At 67.5% G+C, this 17,725-nt stretch carries 15 protein-coding genes; 5 read left to right on the top strand and 10 right to left on the bottom strand.

Annotated features, from left to right (window positions below; genetic code table 11):
• The first annotated feature begins 81 nt into the window (after positions 1 to 81).
• Positions 82 to 1,497 (top strand): Si-specific NAD(P)(+) transhydrogenase, encoded by a 1,416-nt coding sequence (gene sthA / locus G6N59_RS27980; protein WP_138230226.1) that lies wholly within the window; start codon positions 82 to 84, stop codon positions 1,495 to 1,497.
• Here sthA and G6N59_RS27975 read toward each other — a convergent pair.
• On the bottom strand, positions 1,494 to 2,294 hold the full coding sequence (locus G6N59_RS27975) for a trypsin-like serine peptidase (protein WP_138230176.1): 801 nt from the start codon (positions 2,292 to 2,294) through the stop codon (positions 1,494 to 1,496). The genes sthA and G6N59_RS27975 overlap by 4 nt on opposite strands.
• 248 nt (positions 2,295 to 2,542) lie before the next feature.
• Here G6N59_RS27975 and G6N59_RS27970 point away from each other — a divergent pair, with 248 nt between their 5' ends.
• Positions 2,543 to 3,484: a proteasome assembly chaperone family protein gene (locus tag G6N59_RS27970; RefSeq protein ID WP_138230225.1), complete on the top strand. Its 942-nt coding sequence runs from the start codon at positions 2,543 to 2,545 to the stop codon at positions 3,482 to 3,484.
• A 45-nt stretch (positions 3,485 to 3,529) separates the two neighbouring features.
• Positions 3,530 to 4,552: an alpha/beta fold hydrolase gene (locus tag G6N59_RS27965; protein WP_138230175.1), complete on the top strand. Its 1,023-nt coding sequence runs from the start codon at positions 3,530 to 3,532 to the stop codon at positions 4,550 to 4,552.
• Between the two features lie 6 nt (positions 4,553 to 4,558).
• On the opposite strand, the gene nrdR is transcribed toward G6N59_RS27965, so the two are convergent.
• Positions 4,559 to 5,023 (bottom strand): transcriptional regulator NrdR, encoded by a 465-nt coding sequence (gene nrdR / locus G6N59_RS27960; RefSeq protein ID WP_138230174.1) that lies wholly within the window; start codon positions 5,021 to 5,023, stop codon positions 4,559 to 4,561.
• A 111-nt stretch (positions 5,024 to 5,134) separates the two neighbouring features.
• A complete protein-coding gene (locus tag G6N59_RS27955) occupies positions 5,135 to 5,608 on the bottom strand; it encodes a LysM peptidoglycan-binding domain-containing protein (RefSeq protein WP_138230173.1) in 474 nt (157 codons plus the stop codon).
• Positions 5,609 to 5,858: 250 nt separating this feature from the next.
• Here G6N59_RS27955 and lexA point away from each other — a divergent pair, with 250 nt between their 5' ends.
• Positions 5,859 to 6,569: a transcriptional repressor LexA gene (lexA, locus tag G6N59_RS27950; protein WP_138230172.1), complete on the top strand. Its 711-nt coding sequence runs from the start codon at positions 5,859 to 5,861 to the stop codon at positions 6,567 to 6,569.
• Positions 6,570 to 6,635: 66 nt separating this feature from the next.
• On the opposite strand, the gene G6N59_RS27945 is transcribed toward lexA, so the two are convergent.
• The 3 genes from G6N59_RS27945 to G6N59_RS27935 all read right to left on the bottom strand — a co-directional run bounded on the left by G6N59_RS27945 (position 6,636) and on the right by G6N59_RS27935 (position 11,675).
• Entirely contained in the window at positions 6,636 to 8,867 is a 2,232-nt protein-coding gene (locus tag G6N59_RS27945; RefSeq protein ID WP_163911823.1) for a sunset domain-containing protein, read from the bottom strand.
• Between the two features lie 174 nt (positions 8,868 to 9,041).
• On the bottom strand, positions 9,042 to 10,199 hold the full coding sequence (locus G6N59_RS27940) for an acyl-CoA dehydrogenase family protein (RefSeq protein WP_138230159.1): 1,158 nt from the start codon (positions 10,197 to 10,199) through the stop codon (positions 9,042 to 9,044).
• A 96-nt stretch (positions 10,200 to 10,295) separates the two neighbouring features.
• A complete protein-coding gene (locus tag G6N59_RS27935) occupies positions 10,296 to 11,675 on the bottom strand; it encodes a DEAD/DEAH box helicase (protein ID WP_138230158.1) in 1,380 nt (459 codons plus the stop codon).
• Positions 11,676 to 12,088: 413 nt separating this feature from the next.
• Here G6N59_RS27935 and G6N59_RS27930 point away from each other — a divergent pair, with 413 nt between their 5' ends.
• A complete protein-coding gene (locus tag G6N59_RS27930) occupies positions 12,089 to 13,711 on the top strand; it encodes a PE-PPE domain-containing protein (protein ID WP_138230157.1) in 1,623 nt (540 codons plus the stop codon).
• Position 13,712: 1 nt separating this feature from the next.
• Here G6N59_RS27930 and hflX read toward each other — a convergent pair whose 3' ends face one another.
• Genes hflX through G6N59_RS27910 form a run of 4 tightly spaced genes read right to left on the bottom strand, consistent with a single transcriptional unit; the run spans position 13,713 to position 17,642 of the window.
• A complete protein-coding gene (hflX, locus tag G6N59_RS27925) occupies positions 13,713 to 15,125 on the bottom strand; it encodes a GTPase HflX (protein ID WP_138230156.1) in 1,413 nt (470 codons plus the stop codon).
• Between the two features lie 27 nt (positions 15,126 to 15,152).
• Positions 15,153 to 16,043 carry a diaminopimelate epimerase gene (gene dapF, locus G6N59_RS27920; RefSeq protein WP_138230155.1) on the bottom strand — a complete coding sequence of 297 codons (891 nt, stop codon included), beginning with the start codon at positions 16,041 to 16,043 and terminating at the stop codon, positions 15,153 to 15,155.
• Between the two features lie 4 nt (positions 16,044 to 16,047).
• Complete coding sequence (miaA, locus tag G6N59_RS27915) at positions 16,048 to 16,962, bottom strand: tRNA (adenosine(37)-N6)-dimethylallyltransferase MiaA (protein ID WP_138230154.1); 915 nt, start codon at positions 16,960 to 16,962, stop codon at positions 16,048 to 16,050.
• Complete coding sequence (locus tag G6N59_RS27910; protein ID WP_138230153.1) at positions 16,959 to 17,642, bottom strand: class III extradiol ring-cleavage dioxygenase family protein; 684 nt, start codon at positions 17,640 to 17,642, stop codon at positions 16,959 to 16,961. Before G6N59_RS27910 ends, miaA begins: the two co-directional genes overlap by 4 nt.
• Positions 17,643 to 17,725: the final 83 nt, after the last annotated feature.

Genomic DNA, 17,725 nt, shown 5'->3' with positions numbered 1-17,725 from the left:
CCGGCTCCACTCGAGGTGTTTCCGCAAAGTTCGCCGATGGTCGGGCTGCACGATCGCGCGCACCGTGCCAACCTGGCAGTCATGGGTTCCATGCAGGAGTTCGACCTCGTCGTCATCGGTTCCGGCCCAGGCGGGCAGAAGGCCGCGATCGCGGCCGCCAAGCTGGGAAAATCCGTCGCAGTCATCGAGCGCGGGCGCATGCTCGGCGGGGTGTGCGTCAATACCGGGACCATCCCGTCCAAGACGCTGCGTGAGGCGGTCGTCTACCTCACTGGGATGAGCCAGCGCGAACTGTACGGATCCAGCTACCGCGTGAAGGAACGGATCACGCCCGCCGACCTGCTACGCCGGACCACCCACGTCATCGGCCGCGAACAAGACGTCGTCCGTAACCAACTGCTGCGCAACGGCGTCGAGCTGTTCGAGGGGCACGGCCGGTTTCTCGACCCGCACACCCTGGTCATCGAGGACCCCACCCGCGATGAGAACGTCAACATCAAAGCGCGGTACGTCGTCATCGCGACCGGTACCAAACCCGTGCGCCCAGCCGGGGTCAAGTTCGACGAAGAACGGGTCCTGGACTCCGACGGCATCCTGGACCTCAAGAGCCTGCCGCAGTCGATGGTGGTGGTCGGCGCCGGAGTCATCGGTATCGAGTACGCGTCCATGTTCGCGGCGCTCGGCACCAAGGTCACCGTGATCGAGAAGCGTCCGACGATGCTGGACTTCTGCGACCCCGAGATCATCGAGTCCCTGAAATTCCACCTGCGCGACCTTGCGGTGACGTTCCGGTTCGGCGAAGAGGTGACCGCGGTGGACGTGGGCCCCGCAGGTACCTTGACCACGCTCGCGAGCGGTAAGCAGATCCCGGCCGAGACGGTGATGTACTCCGCGGGCCGTCAAGGGCAGACCGAGCACCTCGACGTCGGCCAGGCGGGCCTCGAAATCGACAGCCGCGGGCGGATTTTCGTCGACGACAACTACCAGACCAAGGTCGACCACATCTATGCCGTGGGTGATGTCATCGGCTTCCCCGCACTCGCCGCGACCTCGATGGACCAGGGCCGGTTGGCGGCTTACCACGCCTTCGGCGAACCCTCCAAGGGCATGACCGACCTGCAACCGATCGGCATCTACTCCATTCCCGAGGTGTCGTACGTCGGCGCCACCGAGGTTGACCTCACCGACAGCTCGATCCCCTACGAGGTCGGCGTATCCCGCTACCGGGAGCTGGCCCGTGGGCAGATCGCCGGCGACTCCTACGGGATGCTGAAACTGCTGGTGTCCACCGAGGACCTCACGCTGCTCGGCGTGCACATCTTCGGTTCCAACGCCACCGAACTGGTCCACATCGGCCAGGCCGTCATGGGCTGCGGCGGGACTGTCGAGTACCTGGTCGACGCGGTCTTCAACTACCCGACCTTCTCCGAGGCCTACAAGGTCGCCGCCCTCGACGTGATGAACAAGCTGCGGGCACTAAACCAGTTCAGGAGCTAGGTGCTGCAGCCGTCGTCAGGGGCACCGCTCGCCCGATCGGCGGGGCCGCCTTCCTGCGCCCGCTGAAACAGCACCTGGATCTGCACGTCGAACGGCGATGAGTACGACAGATCGTTGCCACTGCAGCCACCGCCCTGCAGGCCGCCGACCACTCCCCTCACCTCGGCCGCCGACACCCAGGGGGAACCGCTGGTCCCGTCCACCAACCCGGGACAGCGCAACGCCGGGAACCCGCGTTCCGGACGCGACGTCGGACCGCTGCAGCTGATCTGGGCCCCGCCGTCACCGAGCGGGTATCCCGTCACCGTTATCGGAACATCCTGGCCCGGTGCCACGCCGAGGATGAAGCCGCCACCCGTGCGATGCTCCAACGTGTCGGTCGTGGCGGTGCCGCCATGGCTGACCCGGGCGATCGCGAAGTCCGCGGCAGGGTCCTGCCGTCGCACCCATCGCGGGTCGAGATACACCGCGTCGATGTGCCAGAAGTCCCCTGGGACGCCGCCGCGGTAGCCGGGCGCGAACGTCGCGTCGTACGACGCATCCAGGCAGTGCGCGGCCGTGATGATCAGGTTCCCGGCCAGCGAGTCGAGCACCGCGCCACTGCAGGTGTGCACTGAATCGCTGCTGAGGAACACCGCTCCGACGCGCGGGTCCGGGCGCGACCCCGGGACCGCAGCCGGACCCGGCGCGACCGCTCCCACGTCGCCGGTGCGGGGATCGGCCTTGATCGACGGTGGGCTGCACGCAGTGGCCAGCAGCGCGACGAACGCGCTCACGACCAGTCGGTTGCTCACCATCTGTCCGATCTTGCCCGATACCTATTGCCAGAGCAGCACCTGGTGCACGATGGCGTACTGCGGGGTGGCACGTGGAACAAGGCAATAGTGCGGGACACTTGTAGGAGACGCATCCCACGGCGAGATGTGGGCGAGGCAGTACGGCAAGGAGTGTGAAGGTGAGCGAGCATGACGGGCAGGCGCCCGACGCGAGCGACCAGCGGCCCGGCGACCGTCAGGGCCAGCAGTACCAGCCCGAGCAGAGCGGCATGTACGAGCTGGAGTTCCCCGCGCCGCAGTTGTCGGCCTCCGACGGCCGGGGCCCGGTGATGGTCCACGCCCTCGAAGGCTTTTCCGATGCCGGCCACGCCATCCGGCTGGCCGCCGAGCACCTGAAGAACACGCTCGACACCGAATTGGTCGCCTCGTTCGCCATCGACGAACTACTGGACTACCGGTCGCGCCGGCCGCTCATGACGTTCACCACCGATCACTTCACCAAGTACGACGATCCCGAGCTGAACCTGTACGCGCTGCACGACACCGCCGGGACGCCGTTCCTGCTGCTCGCCGGCATGGAACCGGACCTGCGCTGGGAACGCTTCATCACGGCGGTGCGGCTGCTGTCCGAGCGGCTCGGCGTCCGCCAGGTCATCGGACTCGGCGCCATCCCGATGGCGGTGCCACACACGCGGCCCGTCACCATGACCGCGCATGCCGGCAACAAGGAGCTGATCGCAGACCACACACCGTGGGTGGGCGAGGTCCAGGTTCCGGCCAGTGTTTCGAACCTGTTGGAGTACAGGCTGATTCAACACGGCCACGAGGCGCTCGGCTTCACCGTGCACGTGCCGCACTACCTGGCGCAGACGGCCTATCCGCCGGCCGCCGAGGCCCTGCTGGGCGAGGTCTCCCGAATCGCGTCGCTGCAGATTCCGCTGCACGCGCTGTCCGAGGCGGGCGCCGAGGTGTACACGAAGATCAGTGAACAGGTGGAAGCCAGCTCGGAAGTCGCTCAAGTGGTCGCTGCGCTGGAACAACAGTACGATTCGTTCGTCGCTGCTCAGGAGAATCGGTCTTTGCTGGCACGTGACGAGGAACTACCCAGCGGCGACGAACTCGGCGCCCAGTTCGAACAGTTCCTCGCCGAACAGTCCGGTGATGGGTTTCCCGATCCCCACCCCGGCGACGACGGCACAGTCGGCGACTGACCATGCGGTCGGTCTCGCCGGCGCGATGGCAAGGAGGCTGGGACGATGCCCGACGGAAAGGCCAACCTGCACTCGGTGCGTGACGTCACGCCTCGACTGGAATACCGGACCATCCACGGTTACCGACGCGCATTCCGGGTGGCCGGGTCCGGTCCGGCGATCCTGCTGATCCACGGCATCGGCGACAACTCCACCACGTGGGAGACCGTGCAGACGCGCCTCGCGCAGCGGTTCACCGTCATCGCCCCGGATCTGCTGGGCCACGGCAAGTCCGACAAGCCGCGCGCGGACTACTCGGTGGCGGCATATGCCAACGGCATGCGGGACCTGCTCAGCGTGCTGGACATCGAACGAGTGACGGTCGTCGGCCACTCGCTGGGCGGCGGCGTGGCCATGCAATTCGCCTATCAGTTCCCGCAATTGATCGATCGCCTGGTGCTGGTCGGGGCCGGCGGCGTCACCCGAGATGTGAACATCGCACTGCGGCTCGCAGCGCTCCCGTTGGGCACCGAAGCCCTGGCACTGCTGCGAATTCCGTTGGTGCTGCCCGCGCTTCAGATCGCCGGACGTCTCGGCGGTGCCCTGTTCGGTTCGACCGGCATGGGCCATGACCTGCCGAACATGCTGCGCATACTCAACGATCTGCCCGAGCCGCGGGCGTCATCAGCCTTCGGCCGGACCCTGCGCGCGGTGGTCGACTGGCGCGGCCAGGTGGTCACCATGCTGGACCGATGTTATTTGACCGAAGCCATCCCGGTGCAACTGGTTTGGGGCTCGCACGATGCCGTCATCCCGGCCGCCCACGGAGAACTGGCGCACGCCGCGATGCCCGGTTCCCGGCTTGAACTCTTCGAAAATTCGGGACATTTCCCATTCCACGACGACCCAGACCGGTTCGTGGCGCTCGTCGAGAATTTCATCGACACAACCGCACCGTCGGTCTACGACCGCGACGCGCTACGTGGCCTCTTGCAGGCCGGCGTCACCACAAAGACGATGGACGCCTCATTCGACATGAAGGCTGCGGTATTCGACGCACTGGAGAGCGACGAACGCAGCGCGACCTAGCTGCCGTCAGCCCGACGACGGCACGCCGCGGTGTGCCCGCAGTGCCTCGATTTCGCGTTCGAAGTCCTCAGCGGACGAAAATGAGCGGTACACCGACGCGAACCGCAGGTAGGCGACCTCATCAAGGTCACGTAGAGGACCGAGAATCGCCAACCCGACCTCGTGGCTCGGCACTTCGGGAGATCCGGTGGCCCGCACCGCATCTTCGACCTTTTGTGCCAATAGGTTCAGGGCGTCGTCGTCGACCTGCCGCCCCTGGCACGCGCGCCGAACGCCTTTGATCACCTTGTCCCGGCTGAACGGTTCCGTGACACCGCTGCGTTTGACCACTGCGACCACCGCGGTCTCCACCGTGGTGAACCGGCGGCCACACTCGGGGCATGACCGGCGCCGACGAATGGCCTGCCCTTCATCAGCTTCTCGCGAATCGACCACGCGCGAGTTCGGATGCCGGCAGAACGGACAGTGCATCACCGCTCCTTCGCCGCACCGACAATCGACCGTTTCGAACGGTCTCGAGCCTACCCGTGCCGCTCGGACCCGGCCGGGCGCCGTGCCGATCACGGTGCGCACGGGCTGCCCTCAGCCGACCGGAGCAATCAGCGTCTGCCCGGCGTTCAGGGCCACCGACGGCAGCTTGTTCAGCTCCTTGATGCGGTCGACGACGGCACTGACAGGGGCGTCGGGCGCCACCCGCCGGGCGACCTGCTGAATCGACTCCCCGGTCTGCACCCGGACCACCGCGAGCTGCGCGGGCACCGACGCGGCCGATGCGGTCGGCTGGACAGCCTCCCCGAACTGTGCCACCAGGCCCAGCCACACCGTGATCCCCGCAGCGACCAGGGCCAGCATCACCGTGGTCAACGGCGTGACCGGGTTGCGCCGGTGTGAGGCACGGGAGGTCAAGACACCGGTGCCCCGGTGCCGGAATGCCGCGCCCGAGGGACGGGAACCGGCCGGCCGCAGCCGAGCCTGGCGGTGACGATTCACGTCGGCGCGCCGGGGCACGGTGCGGACGACGACATCGGTCGGGTACTCGCGGGTGATGACGGTCATGTCGATTCCTCTCCTGAGTTCGTACATAGGTTCGATCGCTCTTATGTTCGACTATATCGCCCAAACGTTCGAACGGTAGAACATGTGATCGAACTGTTGCGAACGATACGACGGCCCACCGACAAGTTCGGTTCCGCTGATTCGCCCCGGCTTTCGCGACGTCACAGTGGAGCCCGGCCGCGACACGCCGATGCAGCCGATCTCGAACACATGTTTGATGATTCGTGTGCACTGGGCTAGATTCGTCCATATGAGCGACAGCACCGACACCCCGGACGGCACCGATCGCAGCCCCGACGCCCAGTCGGGCGGCCGGTCCAGCAGTCTCACCGAACGTCAGCGGACCATCCTCGACGTCATCCGCGCCTCGGTGACCACGCGCGGCTACCCGCCCAGCATCCGCGAGATCGGCGATGCGGTGGGCCTGACCTCCACGTCATCTGTAGCCCACCAGCTGCGCACGCTGGAGAAGAAGGGCTATCTGCGCCGCGATCCGAACCGCCCGCGGGCCGTGGATGTCCGGGGCTCTGACGAGACGAACGGCGCCACCATCACCACCGATGTCGCCGGTTCGGACGCCCTGCCCGAACCGACTTTCGTGCCGGTGCTCGGCCGGATCGCCGCCGGCGGCCCGATCCTCGCCGAGGAAGCCGTCGAAGATGTATTCCCGCTCCCCCGCGAACTCGTGGGCGAGGGCTCATTGTTCCTGCTGAAGGTGGTCGGCGAGTCCATGATCGACGCCGCGATCTGCGACGGGGACTGGGTCGTCGTGCGGCAGCAGAACGTGGCCGACAACGGCGACATCGTCGCGGCGATGATCGACGGCGAAGCCACGGTCAAGACCTTCAAGCGCGCCAAGGGCCAGGTGTGGCTCATGCCGCACAACCCGGCCTTCGATCCGATCCCGGGCAATGACGCGGTCATCCTCGGCAAGGTCGTGACCGTCATCCGCAAGATCTGACGCCTCCCAGACCAAGAGTTGAGCCCCGCTGCAGTCGCTCGCAGCGGGGCTCAGGCGTTGGCGCGGTCAGCCTCGGATGAATCCGTTGGTGACCGCGAATTCCTCACTGGCGAACCAGATTTCAACGTCGGCGTCGTCGTATCCGGGCGCATCCGGCACCCAGTACAGACCCGACTTCGTGTTGGCCTTGATGACGTAGCCTTCAGGCGGTTCCGCGCCGGTCGCGACACGGAACGACATCTGCGCGGTCTCGGGCTCCTCCGCACCCAGGGCGTGGTGCCTACCACTGGCCGGACCGGCCGTCACGGCGTCCTCCGCCGACGTGGCGTCCGCGCGCGACTCGGCCGGCGGTTCGCCCGCCGGCTCGCCCGCAGGGACCTCGGCCCGCTCAGCATCGACGACCTGCTCCTCGGACCCGGGCGCGTGCTCGTCAGCGTGCTCGTCAACGTCCGAGTCCGAGGCAGCGGTCTCAGCGGCGGCCGGTGCGGCCCACACGCGGTCGCCGGGTTCTCGATGCCGCAGGCCCGCGAACCCCGCGAGCCCGGCCGCGGTCATGCCCGCCGCCGCGCCACCGCGGCGCAGAGCCTCGGGAAGCTGCACCGATGCCGTCGGCTCGTCTGCGGGTTCATCAGCGACCGGCTCGGGCTCAGTGGGCTCGCCGGCGTCGACAGGCTGGGCCTCATCCTCGGGCTGCGCCTCTGACTCTCCCGCGGGCGCCTCGCCCGCAGGTTGCTCCGCCGTGAAATCGGGGTACACCGTCGGCGCGGTGTCGATGACGTCCGGGTTGCTCTGGAATTCGGGCCCGCCGTGCGGTGCGTCGAAATGCTCGCTCTCGGGAGCGGACTCGGCGGCGTACTCGGTGTCGCCGTGGTCGTCCACGTATTGCGGGTCGCCGTACTCCCCGTCACCGAACTCGTGGTCGTCGTAGTCGTACGCATCGTGCTCGTCGAGAACATCCTGGTCGGCATGCCGCCGTCGCCGCAGCAGCGCCGCGATCGCGATGCCCACCACCACCAGCAACAGCGGGATGATCGCCAGCAGCCACCACCAGTGGAACTGGTACCACTTGCCGGACTCCTCGGGCTGCGCGCTCACGCCGCCCGGGAGATCGACGCTGGGGACCTGCACACCGCTCAACTGCGACGCCAGGTCCGCCGGCTCGGTACTGAATTCGTGGCTCGACTTGTTCCACGAGATCGACCCACCCGTGAACTTCTGGCTGACGACGTCGCCATTGACCGTCTGGTCCGCGGTCGGCGCGCCCAGCTTGCCGGCGGCGCCGCCGAGCTTGGCCCATGCGACGTTCATCGCGCCACGGACGACGAACGCGCCGTGGTCGGGGGTCCAGAAGATGGTCGGGTTGTCCGCCGCGGCGAAGGTGGCAACCCGGCTGGTCGGCGAGATGCCGCCATCGGTCTCGTTGCTCGCCGGGAATCCGAGATCACCCTGCGGCCCGCCGGCCGCGCGGTACTTGGCCAGCACGTCGCCCGTGACCGCGTGGGCACCGGTGGCGGCCGAATAGAAGATGGAGCCGCCGGCGAAGTTCTGCGCCACGCCGTCGCCGACCTTGTACTGCGCACCCTGCTCGTCGCCGAGGGGCCCCTGCGGCCCACCGGCGGCCCGCCGCGCCGCGGCGATGGCCGTCGTCGCGTCGCCCGGCACGTCGAGCCCGGACAGCTGGCCTGCCAGATCAGCGGGTGTGGTGGTGAATGCCTTGGTCTTGGAGTTCCAGCTCACCTCACCGCCGGTGAAGGGCTGCGAGACGACGTCGCCCTTCCAGGACTCGTCGGCGGTGGGTACGCCGAGAGTGCCCGCCGACCCGCCGAGCTTGTCCCAGGCCACGTTGATGGCGCCTCGCACCACCCATGCACCGTTTTCCGGCGTCCAGAAGATGACGGGCTTGTCGGCCGCACTGAACGTGCTGTTCCGGCTGTCGGAGGCCTTCCCGGCACCCTCGTCGATGGTCGGGAACCCGAGGTCGCTGTCAGCGGCACCGCCCAGCGCTTGATACTTGTCGAGAACTGCGCCGTAAATCAGGTGCGCACCGGTGTTCTCGGTGAAATAAATCTTTCCACCCGCAAAGTTCTGCGCATAGCCGGCGCCGACCTGATAGACGTCACCGTCTTTCGCACCCAACTCACCCGTGTCACCGCCTGCGACGTCCCAGGTATGCGAGATCGCCACGTCGGCGGCGTCACTTTCCGGTGTCGCGATCGCCGTCGGAGCCATGAGCAATGCCACCGCGACCGATAGGGCACCGACACCAGCCCATCCGCCACGGGTTCGCAGCCCGGTCATCGAATTCCTCCCGCGGTTGGCAAAACTCCGGATACAAATTCCGTCAGACAAACTCTCTTGATTGAGAGATTCTGTCAACTTTGCTTCAGTTCATGCCCATCGTGCGGGATATCCGGCAGTAACGCTCCAGTGTGTCGCGGTTGGATATGCGAATAAATTCGCGTGGGCAATTAGTTAAACGCCCAATCCGCGGCCGATGATCTCCTTCATGATCTCGGTGGTGCCGCCGTAGATCGTCTGGATCCGCGAGTCCAGGAATGCCCGCGCAATGGGATATTCGCGCATATAGCCGTAGCCGCCGTGCAACTGCAGACACCGGTCGACCAGACGGACCTGCACCTCTGTCGAATACCATTTGGCCATCGCCGCCTGGTCGATTGTCAGCTTCCGATCGAGATGCAGACGAATGAACTCGTCGACCATGATTCGCACCGCGGTGGCCTCTGTCGCCAGTTCGGCCAACACGAATCGGCTGTTCTGGAAGCTGCCGATGGGCTTGCCGAACGCTTTACGCTCCTTGGCGTATTGCAATGTCGATTCCAGAACGGCCTCCATGGCCGCGGCGGCCATCACGGCGATGGAAATGCGCTCCTGAGGCAGATTCTGCATCAGATAGATGAATCCCATGCCCTCGACCCCGAGCAGGTTCTCGGCCGGAACTCTGACGTCTGTGAACGACAATTCCGCGGTGTCCTGCGCATCGAGGCCGATCTTGTCGAGATGACGGCCGCGTTCGAAACCCTCCATACCGCGCTCGACCACCAGCAGGCTGAAGCCCTGCGCGCCCTTGTCGGGGTCCGTGCATGCCACCACGATCACCAGGTCTGCGTGAATGCCATTGGTGATGAACGTCTTCGAGCCGTTGAGGACGTAGTGATCGCCGTCTTTGACCGCGCGGGTCTTGATGCCCTGCAGGTCACTACCGGTGCCCGGTTCGGTCATGGCGATGGCACAGATCAGTTCGCCGCTGCAGAACCCGGGTAGCCAGCGTCGCTTCTGCTCCTCGTTGGTGAGCTCGAGCAGATACGGCGCGATGACGTCGTTCTGCAGCGTGAAGCCCAGACCGCTGTGCCGTCCGGCCGCGGTCTCCTCGCTGACGATGACGTTGTAGCGGAAGTCCGGGTTACCGCCGCCGCCGTACTCCTCCGGCACCGCCATACCCAGAAAGCCTTGCTTACCGGCCTCGCGCCAGACCTCGCGGTCGACGATCTTGGCCTTCTCCCATTCCTCGCGGTAGGGCTCGGCATGCCGGTGCAGGAACGCCCGGTAGGACTCCCGGAACAGCTCGTGCTCGGGTTCGAACAACGTGCGGTCGTACTTGATGACACCCATGCGAGACCTCCGGTACTGGATAAGTTTGCAACAACTTATCCCAACCGGACGGTTGGTTGTGAGCGGGCCCACATCCGGCACGTCGCCGGGCGGCGGCTACCGGGACTGGGTGCGTCCCGACTGCGAACGACCTGACTGCGAACGACCCGACTGCGAACGACCCGACTGCGACTGTGCGCGCCCGGGGGCCTGCAGACCACCAGAACTGCGACGACGACGCTGCGGCTGCCCCGCGGTCGCCGTCTTGGCCGGGCGGTTGCCGCCGCGCGGCGCGGGCACTTCCTTGGGTGCGGGAGCCCGGTACGGCGCGATCTCGCCGACCAGCGCCTGCACCGGCGCCGAGTCGGCGACGACTTCCTGCGGCCGGGCCGTGATGCCGGCCTTGCGCAGCAGCTGCTGGGCGTCCTTGCGCTGCTCCGGCAGCACCACGGTGACGACGTCGCCGGCGCTGCCCGCTCGGGCGGTACGGCCCGAACGGTGCAGGTATGCCTTGTGCTCGGCCGGCGGGTCGACGTGCACGACCAGTTCGACCTCGTCGACGTGGACACCACGCGCCGCGATATCGGTGGCCACCAGCACACGCGCCTCGCCGGCGCTGAATGCCGCGAGGTTGCGGTCACGGGCCGGCTGCGAGAGGTTGCCGTGCAGGTCGACCGACGGCACGCCGGCCTCGGTCAGCTGGCGGGCCAGCTTGCGAGCCTGGTGCTTGGTGCGCATGAACAGGATGCGGCGGCCGGTGCCGGACGCCAGCCGGTGCACCAGGGCGTTCTTCTCCGCAGCGCCGGAGACGTGGAACACGTGGTGGGTCATGGCCGGCGGCGGTGCGTCGATCTCGTCGACCGAGTGCGTGATCGGGTTGGACAGGAAGCGGCGGACCAGCTTGTCCACGCCGTTGTCCAGGGTCGCGGAGAACAACATGCGTTGCCCGCCGGCCGGGGTCGCCGCCAGAATGCGGGTGACGCCCGGCAGGAAGCCGAGGTCGGCCATGTGATCAGCCTCGTCCAGCACGGTGACCTGGACCGCGTCCAGGCTGACGAGCTTCTGCTTCATGAGGTCTTCAAGGCGGCCCGGGCAGGCGATGACGATGTCCACGCCACCCCGCAGCGCGTCGACCTGACGGTTCTGCGAGACGCCACCGAAGATGGTCGTGACCTTGAGCCCGACGGCGGAGGCCAGCGGTTCGACGGTCGCGGCGATCTGGGTGGCCAGCTCACGGGTGGGTGCCAGCACCAGGCCGGTGGGGCGCGACGGGCGCCGCGAGGCACCCGTCAGCCGGGCCACCAGCGGGATGGAGAAGGCCAGCGTCTTGCCACTACCCGTGCGGCCGCGGCCGAGCACGTCCCGCCCGGCCAGGGTGTCAGGCAGGGTGCTGACCTGGATCGGGAACGGCGCGGCGATACCGCGGCGGGTGAGCGAGGCGACGAGCGCCTCGGGGACGCCGAGTTCAGCGAACGACGACGATTGTTCTTCAGACATGGATAAATACAGCCTTTCCGGCACGGTAGGTCGACAATGCCGGCGGCAGTATCGGTCGCCGCGAGAAATGCTGGTGCAGAGGGAACTGAAGGCTCTCAGCCGTTCCACGACGTGATCGACAGGCGCGTCTCCACAAGAGAGCGCAGCCGATGTTGTTCGAAGCTTAGTGCCGAACCGTGCCCGTCGCTGACCGTCACGGCCAATCCGGCCGCCGGCTCAGCGAAAAGCCTTGCCCCGCAAGCAGTATCGCGACGGTGTGATTTCACCCACCATCACCCGGTACCGGCGTACCGAAGAATCGACACGGCCGACAGATTTTCGGCAAACACCGGGTACCGGTCCGGTCTCAGTGCGACGATGCGAAACGGGTGCCGATTATCGGGGTCGGCGAAGTCGAGAAGGGGGGCGAGGCGATGCGCACTTTCGGACGCACCATCCCCGCAGCCGTGGCCGTGATGCTGACGGTGCTGAGCACCGTTCTGCTCGGTGTGGTGTCGATGGTCACGGCGGCGTTCACGCTTGCCGCGACCGCACTGATCGTCCCGGGCACCGGCACGCCGAACGCCAACATCGTGGTCGGCTACAACCAGAACGCCGACAACTACTACATCGCCCCGTTCAACCCGCTGTGCACGCAGGCCAACAACTGCACGCTCACCGGTATCAACTACCCCGCCCAGTTCTGGCCGTTCCCGTTCGCCGGTTGGGGCGGTCTGTCCGGCGCCAAGTGGGACGTCTCGACCGGTGAAGGCATCGCCAACCTCGATACCGCACTGATGGCGGCGCTCCCGACGGCGACGACCGCCAACCCCGTCGTCGTCTTCGGCTACTCGCAGGGCGGCAACATCGTGAGCCGGGAGAAGTCCACCCTGTCCGGCCTGACCGACGCCCAGAAGGCCGCGTTGTCCTTCGTGATGATCGGCAACACCAACCGGCCCAACGGCGGCCTGTTCGAACGCCTCGCCTTCCTGGGCACGGTGCCGATCCTGGACGCCACGTTCGGCCTGCCGGCGCCCACCAACACCGGCATCAAGACCACCGACATCGCGTTCGAGTACGACGGCGTCTCCGACTTCCCGCTGTACCCCGTCAACCTGCTCGCCGACCTCAACGCCATCGCCGGTTTCTGGTACACCCACGGCACCTACCTGTCACCGAACGCCAACAGCAGTGCCGGCGAGATTCCCGACCTCCAATACACCCCGGCAGAGCTGAACGCAGCCCTCACGGACCCGAAGAACCAGACCGTGTACGGCGACACCACCTACATCACCATCCCGACCAAGACGCTGCCTCTGGTGCGGCCGTTCCTGGAATTCGGCGGCTTCACCCACACCAGCTTCATCATCAATCCATTGGTCGACCTGGTCTCCCCCGTGCTGCGCGTCCTCATCGACACCGGCTACGACCGCAGCCTGAGTCCCGGCGTCCCGGCCCCGTTCCGGTTGATCCCGCTGATCAATCCGATCACGCTGACGGTGGACCTGGTCAACGCCGCAGGCGAGGGCATCAAGGCCGCGATCAGCGACATCACCGGCGGCAAGGTGCAGCTTCCGATCGCCGCGACAACCCCAGCCCCGGCACCAACGACGGTCGCGGCCCTGACCGGGTCGAGCGCGCCGAAGGCGGTGTCCGCCACCCCGACCGGCGACAGCAAGCTCGCAGCCGTCACTAGCTCGAAGCAGTCGACGAACCCCGATCCCAAGGGCACCGACCCCAAGAACAGCGGCACCAGGACCCCGGACACCACAGCCACAAACACGAAGACAACTGACGCCACGACGCCGGATACCAAGACCACCGACACCACGACGCCGGATACCAAGACATCTGACACCAAGACCACCGACACCAAGGACACGACCGACCCCAAGCACGGCACCGACCCGACCACCAGCCAGGGCCCGGCGAAGGACGGTCAGGCCGGCGGCACCGACAAGGTCAAGAAGCCAAAGAAGGACACGACGGTCAAGACCCCCAAGCCTGTGCAGCCGGCCGCCGAGAAGGCGGACCAGCCGGCCAAGGCTGCCGCCTGACTCAGGCGGTGACGAACTCGCCGAGGCTGGCGGCCAGCGCCATCGGTACCCAGCCCTTGATCCGGGTGCCGTCGGCGGTGTGCTCGGCCACCTCGACGCGGCCTTCGGCGTGCACTCGGGCCACGAGGTCGCCCCGGTCGTAGGGGATGGTCACGTCGACGGCGGCGTCGGTCGGCTCGATCAGCTCGCACATGCGCATCCGCAGCCGGTCCAGACCCTCACCGGTATGCGCCGAGACAAACACCGCGTCGGGCAAAGCGCGTCGCAGGTGCGCCAGCGCCAGATCACCCGCGGCGTCGATCTTGTTGACCACCAACAGCTCTCGTGGTGCGGCGATGTCGTACTCGGCGACGACCTCGCCTACGACCTTGCGTACCGCGTTGATCTGCGCCAGCGGGTCGGCATCGGAGCCGTCGACCACGTGCACCAGTAGGTCGGCGTCGACGACCTCCTCCAGCGTCGACCGGAACGCCTCGACCAGCTGCGTCGGCAGGTGCCGAACGAACCCGACGGTATCGGTCAGGGTGAACGGCCGGCCGTCGTCCAATTGACCCCGGCGGGTGGTGGGCTCGAGGGTGGCGAACAGGGCGTTCTGCACCAGCACTCCGGCGCCGGTGAGGGCGTTGAGCAGGCTGGACTTGCCGGCATTGGTGTAGCCGACGATCGCCACCGACGGGGTGTCGCTGGCCCGGCGACTGTGCCGCTGGGTGTCGCGAATCTTCTTCATGTCCTTGATCTCGCGGCGCAGCTTCGCCATGCGCTCGCGGATCCGTCGGCGGTCGGTCTCGATCTTGGTTTCACCGGGGCCACGGGTACCCACGCCGCCGCCGGCACCACCGGCGCGACCACCGGCCTGCCGCGACATCGACTCACCCCAGCCGCGCAGCCGCGGCAGCATGTACTCCATCTGCGCCAGCGACACCTGGGCCTTGCCTTCCCGGCTGGTGGCGTGCTGGGCGAAGATGTCGAGGATCAGCGCAGTGCGGTCGATGACCTTGACCTTCACCACTTTTTCCAGCGAGTTCAGCTGCGCGGGGCTCAGTTCACCGTCGCAGATGACGGTGTCGGCGCCGGTGGCGAGCACGGTCTCGCGGAGCTCCAGGGCCTTGCCGGAGCCGATGTACGTCGACGCGTCCGGCTTGTCACGGCGCTGGATCAGGCCTTCGAGCACCTCTGAGCCCGCGGTCTCGGCCAGGGCGGCCAACTCGGCCAGGCTGTTGTCGGCGTCGGCCGAGGTCCCGTCGGTCCACACGCCGACCAGCACCACGCGTTCGAGGCGCAGTTGCCGGTATTCGACTTCGGAGATGTCGGCGAGTTCGGTCGACAGCCCGGCAACGCGGCGCAGTGCCGCACGATCTTCGAGCGCTAGTTCACCGACGCTAGGGATGTTCTCGGGATTGAAAGGAGAGGTCATAGGCAGTTATCGATGGTGCCCGCAAAGTCAGCGGGCCGCATCTGAATTTCCTTCGTTCTCGTGCCACCACTCGGCGGCCAGTTCACCGTGCGCCAACAGCACCGACGGCCCGCGCAGGAAGCTGGTGTCCTCGGTGATGGTCACGTAGACCTCGCCGCCGGGAATCACCACCCGCAGGCTGCCGGTGTCCGCGCCGGTGTGGTTCAGTGCTGCCAACGCGGCAGCGACGGTTCCGGTTCCGCAGGAGCGGGTTTCCCCCACCCCGCGCTCGTGCACCCGCATCGCCACGACGCCGTTGGCGGGCGCGGTGAGCACCTCGACGTTGACGCCCTCGGGGAACTGGTCGGCGTCGAAAGACACCGGCGCCGCGACATCGAGCGCGGTCAGCCCGGCCATGTTCAGCGACGCGTCGACACAGGCCAGGTGCGGGTTGCCGACGTCGACCGCCAGTCCCTCGAAGGTGCGGCCGGCGATGACGGCCTTGCCCGGTCCGAACGACCGCGCCTTGCCCATCTCGACTGTGACCTCGGCGTTGACCGCATCGGCGCCGTGCAGCACCACCGGCCGCGGCCCGGCGAGCGAGCCGACCACGAATTCGTCACGGGACTCCAGCCCGGACGCACGCAGGTAGTGCGCGAAGACGCGGACGCCGTTGCCGCACATCTGCGCGATGGAGCCGTCGGCATTGCGGTAGTCCATGTACCAGTCGTCGGCGGCGACCCCGTCGGGAAGCCGGTCGAAGACGCCGGCGTTCTGGGCGGCTCCGGCCTTGGTCACCCGCAGGAGGCCGTCGGCCCCCAGCCCACGGCGCCGGTCACACAGCGCAGCGACGATCGAAGCGGAGAGCCGCAGTTCCCCTTCCACATCGGGCAGCACCACGAAGTCGTTCTGGGTGCCATGCCCTTTCGAAAACCGCACCCTGTCAGGATACGTGGCGCCAGATTCGCGCGACCTCGGCCGCGTTCCCCTCCGCGTCGCCTGCCAGCCAGGTGATCCGGTGATCGCGTCGGAACCAGGAGCGCTGCCGCCGGACGTAGCGGCGCGTCCCGATGAACGTCCGCTCCTTCGCCTCGGCCATCGCGGCCTCGTCACCGCCGGCCTCCAGTGCGGTGAGCACCTGCGCGTAGCCGAGGGCCCGGGCTGCCGTCACCCCGTCCCGCAGACCCCGCGCCTGCAGGGCCACCACCTCATCGGCAAGTCCCGAGGCGAACATCAGGTCGGTGCGGCGCTGCAGACGGTCATCGAGAATCTCTGTGTCCCAGTCCAATCCGACGATGAGCGTGTCCCACCGTGGGGCACCGATCTGGGGTGCCGACGCGGCGAACGGCCGGCCGGTGAGTTCGACGACCTCCAGCGCCCGCACGATCCGGCGTCCGTCGGTGTTGAGGATCGACGCGGCGGCCTCCGGATCGACGCGCGCCAGCTCACCATGCAGGGCCGTGACGCCGACCTCGGCCAGCCGGTCCTCCCAGCGGGCCCGCACCTGCGCGTCGGTCGCCGGGAACGACCACTCGTCGAGCAGCGATTGGATGTACATCATCGAGCCGCCGACGATCACCGGAACAGCTCCGCGCGCGGCGATGGCGTCGATGTCGGCCGCCGCGGCGGCCTGATAGTTCGCGACGGTCGCGATGTCGGTGACCTCGAGGACGTCGAGCTGGTGGTGCACGATGCCGCGCCGCTCGGGCACCGTCAGCTTGGCGGTGCCGATGTCCATGCCGCGGTAGAGCTGCATGGCGTCGGCGTTCACGATCTCGCCGCCCAACTGCTCGGCGAGGTCCAGCGCCAGCGCCGACTTTCCGGTCCCGGTGGGGCCGACGACCGCGATGGGCCTCACTGCGGGATCCAGGTGCCGACGAAATAGCCGACGCCGTACGGCGCGCCGCGGTACAGCTCGGTCGCCTTCGGGTCCGACCCGGCCAGCCCCGCCAGGACCTGATAGCCCACCCGGCCCAGCACGCCGGACAAGCGGGCGAGCGCGGCGATGTCGCCCGTGGCCAGGGCGTCGTCCCACTGCGCTTGGCGTGCCACCGAATCGGGGTCGAAGCCACCGGGTGCCGCGGTAGTCAAGGTGTTCGCGCCGTCGGCGACCACGAGCACGCCCACCGGATCGGGCGCAGTGTCCAACTCGTCGCGCAACACGCGGCCGAGTTCCACCGCCACCTCCGCGGCCAGATCGTCGGCATAAACCCGCATGTCGACCGTCGCTTCGGGGTTTGCCGTGCCCCGCAGCCAACCGGCGATCAACGCACACAACGGCAGCGGCCGGACCTCGCCGGTCATGTCGGGCGCGAACGTCACCCGGACGTCGGCGCCGTACCCCGCGAAGGTGCCGACGGCGTCAGAACGCACCTGACCGTCCTGCGGACCCACACCGACCGCCACCCAGCGCGAGGGCAGGACCTTCGCCGCGCACTGCACCGCGGCCGTCAGATCGGCCAGCTCCGCGGCGGCGCCGGAGGTCAGTTCGGGCACCAAAACAGGGGCCGACGGGACGATGGAGATGGCGCTGAGCACGCGTCCACGCTAACGAGTCCGGCAAACGCCTGCGCAGACGGCGGGTCGACCTGTTTGAATAGCGTGCGAGTACCAGAACGGCG

It is taken from the genome of Mycolicibacterium aubagnense (assembly GCF_010730955.1).
GTDB lineage: Bacteria > Actinomycetota > Actinomycetes > Mycobacteriales > Mycobacteriaceae > Mycobacterium > Mycobacterium aubagnense.
The sequence above is the reverse complement of the archived record's forward strand: the minus strand, read 5'-3'. Positions and strand labels throughout refer to the sequence as shown.